Below are 6,590 nucleotides of genomic sequence, written 5' to 3'. Positions count from 1 at the left end.
ATCAAATTTTATCCTTTAATTTTTTCATTAAGGTAATGGAATTTTGCTTAAAGTTAGTAATTTAAAAGGCAAAATTCTCAGAATTTATTAATGACATAGATTAATAGTAGATTTTGGAAACTAGCTCTATAATAAAAGATTTTTAAAAATCGTAAGAAAATTTAAGGCGGAAAAATGGCTAAAATAATGAAAACTATGGACGGAAACGAGGCTGCGGCGCACGCGGCTTACGCATTTACCGAGGTTGCGGGCATATACCCGATCACCCCTAGCTCGCCGATGGCTGACTACACCGATATGTGGGCGGCCCAGGGCAAGAAAAATTTATTCGGCATGCCGGTTAAAGTAGTCGAAATGCAAAGCGAGGGCGGGGCGGCGGGCACTGTGCACGGCTCGCTGCAAGTAGGCGCCCTAACTACGACATACACGGCTTCGCAAGGCCTTTTGCTAAAAATCCCGAATATGTACAAAATCGCAGGCCAGCTACTGCCGGGCGTCATCCACGTGAGCGCGCGCTCTATCGCGGCTCAGGCGCTTTCTATCTTTGGCGATCATCAGGACATTTATGCCTGTCGCCAAACGGGCTTTGCGATGCTAGCAAGCGGCTCTGTGCAGGAAGTCATGGATATCGCGGGCGTCGCGCATCTAGCGGCGATCAAGGGTCGCGTGCCGTTTTTACACTTTTTCGATGGATTTCGCACGAGCCACGAGATACAAAAGGTCGAGGTGCTTGACTATGCGCACTTTGATAGGCTTCTTGACCGCGAGGCGCTGCAAAAATTTAGAGACGAGGCGCTAAGCCCTGAAAGCCCGAAGACTCGCGGTACAGCTCAAAACGACGATATCTACTTCCAGACGCGCGAGCTAGCTAACCGCTACTACGACGCGGTGCCTGATATCGTAGCCGAGTATCTAAAAGAAATTTCAAAAATCACGGGACGAGACTATCGTCCGTTTAATTATTACGGCGATCCGCACGCTACGCGCGTCGTGGTTGCGATGGGTTCGGTAACGCAAACTCTAGAAGAAGTCGTCGATCACCTGCGCGCAAAAGGCGAAAAAGTAGGCGTGCTAAAAGTGCATCTATACCGCCCGTTTAGCCTAAAATACTTCTTTGACGTAATGCCTGAGACGGTAGAAAAGATCGCCGTGCTAGACCGCACGAAAGAGCCCGGAAGCCTCGGCGAGCCGCTATATCTGGACGTCAAGGCTGCGTTTTACGGACACAAAAATCAGCCCGTGATCGTGGGCGGACGCTACGGCCTAAGCTCAAAGGACGTCGATCCTGCACAAATGCTGGCGGTTTTTGAGAATTTAAATTTAAGCGAGCCAAAAAACGGCTTTACCGTCGGTATCGAGGACGACGTGACCTTCACCTCGCTAAAAGTCGGCGAGAAAATTTCGCTAAGCGACGCAAGCGTGAAAGAGTGCCTATTTTACGGCCTTGGCGCGGACGGTACCGTTGGAGCGAATAAAAACTCAATCAAAATCATCGGCGATAAAACCGATCTTTACGCGCAGGCGTATTTTGCATACGACAGTAAAAAATCGGGCGGCTACACGCGCTCGCATCTACGCTTCGGTAAAAACCCGATCCGCTCGACCTATCTCGTCTCAAATCCCCACTTTGTAGCCTGCTCGGTCGCGGCGTATCTTGAAATTTACGACGTCATAGACGGTATCCGCGAGGGCGGAACGTTCCTGCTAAACTCGATCTGGGACGCCGAGCAGACGGTCGCTAAACTACCTAATAAAGTAAAGAAAATTTTAGCTGAGAAAAGAGTAAATTTCTACATCATCAACGCCACTAAGCTAGCTCGCGAGATCGGGCTAAAAAACCGCACGAATACCATCATGCAGTCGGCGTTTTTTAAACTTGCAGACATCATCCCATTTGCCGACGCGCAAAAATACATGAAAGAGTACGCACACAAAGCCTATGCCAAAAAGGGTGAAGCGATCGTGGAGATGAACTACAAGGCTATCGATATGGGCGCGGATGGGCTGGTCAAGGTCGAAGTAGATCCTAGCTGGGCAAATTTGACGGATGACGCCGCTAACGAGGAGAAATACGTCGGCGACGAATTTATAGAAAAAATCGTCAAGCCTATCAACGCCGCCAGGGGCGATAGCTTGCCCGTTTCGGCATTTGTGGGCTATGAGGACGGACACTTTAAATCAGGCACGACGCAATACGAAAAACGCGGTATCGGCGTAATGGTACCGAAGTGGATCGAGGGCAACTGCATCCAGTGTAATCAGTGCGCCTTCGTCTGCCCGCACGCGGTGATCCGCCCGTTTCTAATCGACGAAAACGAGCTCGCCGCCGCGCCGCAAACCGTGCAAGATCACGTCCTAGACGCCAAAGGCAAAGAGGTAAAAGGGCTAAAATACAAAATCCAAGTTAGCCCGCTTGACTGCACGGGCTGCGAGCTGTGCGCTCAAATTTGCCCGAGCAAGGAAAAATCGCTCGTCATGGTACCGCTAGCCGAGGAGATGGAGCGACACGAGCAGGAAAACGCCGATTATTTATTTAAAAAAGTAACCTACAAAGACGATCTGATGAGCAAAGATAGCGTCAAGGGCGTGGGATTTGCGCAGCCGCTATTTGAGTTTCACGGTGCGTGTCCCGGATGCGGCGAGACGCCTTATATCGGGCTTGTTACGAGACTTTTCGGCGACCGTATGATCGTGGCAAACGCCACCGGTTGTAGCTCGATCTACGGCGGTAGCGCGCCTTCGACGCCTTATACGACGAACAAAGAGGGCAAGGGCGTAGCGTGGGCGAATTCGCTATTTGAGGATAACGCGGAGTTTGGCATGGGTATGAACGTCGCGGTAGAGACGCTGCGCCACCGTATCGAAGACGTCATGCTACGCACCAAAGACGCCGCGCCAAATGCCCTAGCCGCGCTATACTCCGACTGGATCGCACACAAAAACGACGGCGAGAAAACGACGCAAATCGCTAAAATTTTAACACCGATTTTGGAGCAAAATTTAAGCGTAGAGGGCGTAAAAGAAATTTTAGAGTTAAAAAGATATCTCGTCAAAAAATCCCAGTGGATCATCGGCGGCGACGGCTGGGCCTACGACATCGGCTTTGGCGGGCTTGATCACGTGCTAGCTAGCGGCGAGAACGTAAACGTGCTCGTGCTTGACACCGAGGTCTACTCAAACACCGGCGGCCAAAGCTCAAAATCAAGCCGCGCAGGCTCCATAGCGCAGTTTACCGCTAGCGGCAAGCCGATGCAAAAAAAAGATCTAGGCTACATCGCGATGACCTACGGAAATATCTTCGTAGCTCAAATCAACTCAAACGCCAGCCAGGCAAACACGATAAAAGCCATCGCCGCAGCCGAAGCCTACGACGGACCTAGCCTCGTGATAGCGTATTCGCCGTGTATCGCGCACGGTATAAAAGGCGGCATGGCGCTCTCGGGCGGTCAAGGCGAGCTAGCGACCAAATGCGGCTACTGGCCGACCTACGTCTACGATCCGCGCCTAATCAAAGAGGGCAAAAATCCGCTCAAAATGACCTCAAAAGATCCTGATTGGTCGCTTTACGAGGAGTTTTTGCTAAACGAGGTTCGCTACAACTCGCTTAAGAAAACCAATCCGCAGCACGCGGACGAGCTGCTGGCTAAAAACAAGGCCGACGCACAAAGACGCTACCGTCAGCTAAAACGCCTAAGCTTGGCTGACTTTAGCGACGAGATCGAGTCTAGCGCGCCTGAAAGCGCCGAGGATGCCTCTGCCGGCAGCGTAGCCGAGTAAAGAGTAAATTCTCCCGCTTAAATTTATCATGTGGGAGAATTTTGTTTTTAGATAATTTCACTTAAAAAATAAAATAACCCACAAAAAAATAAGCAAGTTTCTAAATCCTTAAAGTGAAATTAAGTCGTAAAAAGTCAAAATCGTATATCTTAAAACAAGTAAAAAGGAGCAAAGATGCTTATTACTATAATTGTTGTTGTTATTGCCCTAGCGGCTTATATTATTAAAATATACAATAAACTACAATTAATGATGCAAAACATCAGAGAGAGCTTCGCAAATATCCAAGCTACGCTCAAAAAACGTTTAGATCTATCAAATCAAATAATAGATATAGCCAAAGATTATGCAAGTAGCGAACAAATGATTCAACTTGGCGTTTCTGGAAATGGAGTCGCAAAAGTAGCTGCTTTGGCTCAAGCCTTTCCGGAACTAAAGGCTAACGAAACATATCAAATGCTAATGTCGCAGTTAGAAAAAATCGAGAGCGAACTCCTAAATAAACGTGAAAGCTACAATGCTGAGGTAAAAAGCTATAATTCTTATAAAAATGCGTTCCCGCAAGTCCTAATAGCCTCAAAACTATCTTTTGAATCAGTCGCTTATTTTGACATTAATGATGAGGACTTTAGTGAAAATTTAAAAATATTTAAAAAAGATGATTCGGCTAGAATACAAGAAATTTTAAGTGACTCTAATAAGAAAATCACCGATATTGCAATGAATGCAAAAAAGATGATTAACGATAAAATTTCAAATAATCCAAACCAAAAAGAGTAATTTTTTATAAAATCATAAATGGTTTGAATGGCTAAAATTTAAAAGATATAGATGAACCAAATTAGTCCATTTAAACCGATTTTTGATAAAAACTCTAAAATTTTAATCCTCGGCTCCTTCCCTTCCGTAGTTTCTCGTAAATCTGGCTTTTATTACGCAAATCCGCAAAATCGTTTTTGGCGGGTGCTGGCTGGGATTTTAAATGCTCCGTTACCAGAAAGCACAGACGAAAAGATAAATTTTCTACTTGCTCACCACATCGCTATCTACGACGCTGCGATCTCGTGCGAAATAAAGGGCTCGAGCAACGCTAAAATGACCGCCGTCGCGCCTGCAAATTTAGAGCCGATCTTTAAAACCGCAAATATCACGCAAGTCTACGCAAACGGCGGCAAAGCGCACGAAATCTGCGAAAAATATCTAAAAACTCAAATTTTAAATGCAACTGGCAAACCGCCCGTCAAGCTACCCTCGACTAGCTCGGCAAACGCAAATTTTAGCCTTGAAAGGCTCGCGCAAGAGTGGATGGTCGTCGTCGAAGCGTTAAAAAACGGTTAAATTTAGCAAGAGCTCTCAAATTTAACTCATTCAAAACAAAAACGACCGCGCCTTCACCTTAAATTTAGTTTCAAAATTTAAAATTACCCAAATAAAACAAAGCAGGAAAACCGTGAAAATCCTAAAATTTCTATTTTTACTTCCACTTCTAGCCATCGGTGCGCAAGCACTAGAGCCAAAAATCGTAATGAAGCCCGAAGCAAGCCTAAAAAACGGGCTTTACTACGTAAAAGGCAAGCTCTACGACGGTACGTTAAAGATGCTTCGATACAGCGTCGAGGACCTATATGACGTAAATGCGATGGGCATGGTCTATCCGAGGCTAAAACCGCTACCGCCCACGCTTATACGCGAGATAGACGTACAGGGCGGCACGGCGGTGCGATACAGGGACTATTTTGACGGCAGGGACAAGCCCTCAAACGAATACCCCCTAAAAAACGGCGTCCGCGAGGGCACGGCTAAGCACTACCATGCAGATAGCGGCGCTCTGATGGGCGAGAGCGAATATAAAAATGACGTCCGCGACGGGCGTTATCGCCGCTACTACTTTGACGAGGGCGACGCGTTAAAGCAGGAGGGCACCTACAAGGCGGACAAGCGAAATGGCGTGTTTACCGACTATTACGTTAGCGGCGAGGTTAGCGCGCGCAGTCCATACGTCGGCGGGCTGCGAAACGGCGAGGACGTCGACTACTACAAAAGCGGCAAAATCCGCGGCAAGCGAACCTACAAAAATGACAAGCGAGAAGGCGCGGAGACGTGGTACTACGAAAGTGGCGCCGTAGAGGAGACGGGCGAGTATAAAAACGACCGCAAACAAGGCGTTTGGAAGCGATTTTACGAAAACGGCAAAACGCGCGTGGTAGAAAATTACAAAGACGGCGAAAAAGACGGCGTCGTGCGCGAATACTACCCAAGCGGCAAGCTGCGAGGCGAATACGAGTACAAAGACGGCCGCCAAACGGGCGCAGGGCTGGACTACTACGAGAGCGGGGCGCTGGCGGCAAAAGTGATGTTTAAAAACGGGCGCTATCACGGCCTATATGAGGAGTATCACGAAAACGGCAAGCTAAAAGCCAGAGTGATGTTTGAGGACGGGCTGGAGGTCGGCGAGGCGCGCCACTACTACGCAAATGGCAAACTCGAAGCCCAGGGCGAGTTTGAGCGCGGCAGGCTCATCCGTGCCAAAAAATACGACGAAGCGGGCAAGCTAATCAGCGATAAGTCTGATAAAAACGGACTTCCGAGGGAGTAAATACTAAAATAAGTTGCTACTGGCTTCATTTGAATTTTTACCAAACCAAATATTTACGTCCTTTTGTATTTTGAATATTTTAATTAGCTTTAAATCACACTACAATAGTCGTACTTAATATTAAAATTTTTATATTTATCTTTTGCATCTTAGTCATAAAAGCAGCAACCTCATTTATAAAATCGATAATATTTTTATAAATAAAAGCAAAATTTCA

At 47.1% G+C, this 6,590-nt stretch carries 4 protein-coding genes; all 4 read left to right on the top strand.

Annotated elements, in window-relative coordinates; all coding sequences use genetic code 11:
* Window positions 1-174: 174 nt before the first annotated feature.
* The 4 genes from nifJ to FZ949_RS08110 all read left to right on the top strand — a co-directional run bounded on the left by nifJ (window position 175) and on the right by FZ949_RS08110 (window position 6,373).
* Window positions 175-3,777 (top strand): pyruvate:ferredoxin (flavodoxin) oxidoreductase, encoded by a 3,603-nt coding sequence (gene nifJ, locus FZ949_RS08125; RefSeq protein ID WP_148790330.1) that lies wholly within the window; start codon window positions 175-177, stop codon window positions 3,775-3,777.
* Between the two features lie 174 nt (window positions 3,778-3,951).
* Window positions 3,952-4,557, top strand: coding sequence for a LemA family protein (locus FZ949_RS08120; RefSeq protein ID WP_103579474.1), 606 nt, complete (start codon window positions 3,952-3,954; stop codon window positions 4,555-4,557).
* A gap of 51 nt (window positions 4,558-4,608) precedes the next feature.
* Complete coding sequence (locus tag FZ949_RS08115) at window positions 4,609-5,115, top strand: DNA-deoxyinosine glycosylase (RefSeq protein ID WP_103579473.1); 507 nt, start codon at window positions 4,609-4,611, stop codon at window positions 5,113-5,115.
* A gap of 112 nt (window positions 5,116-5,227) precedes the next feature.
* A complete protein-coding gene (locus tag FZ949_RS08110; protein ID WP_103579472.1) occupies window positions 5,228-6,373 on the top strand; it encodes a toxin-antitoxin system YwqK family antitoxin in 1,146 nt (381 codons plus the stop codon).
* Window positions 6,374-6,590 lie beyond the last annotated feature (217 nt).

This window comes from Campylobacter concisus (assembly GCF_902460545.1).
In the GTDB taxonomy this organism is placed as follows: domain Bacteria; phylum Campylobacterota; class Campylobacteria; order Campylobacterales; family Campylobacteraceae; genus Campylobacter_A; species Campylobacter_A concisus_AE.
The sequence above is the reverse complement of the archived record's forward strand: the minus strand, read 5'-3'. Positions and strand labels throughout refer to the sequence as shown.

Excerpts from the sequence above, each read along its gene's own strand:
- nifJ (WP_148790330.1), top strand. The coding sequence starts at position 175 with ATGGCTAAAATAATGAAAACTATGGACGGAAACGAGGCTGCGGCGCAC.
- FZ949_RS08120 (WP_103579474.1), top strand. The coding sequence starts at position 3,952 with ATGCTTATTACTATAATTGTTGTTGTTATTGCCCTAGCGGCTTATATT.
- FZ949_RS08115 (WP_103579473.1), top strand. The coding sequence starts at position 4,609 with ATGAACCAAATTAGTCCATTTAAACCGATTTTTGATAAAAACTCTAAA.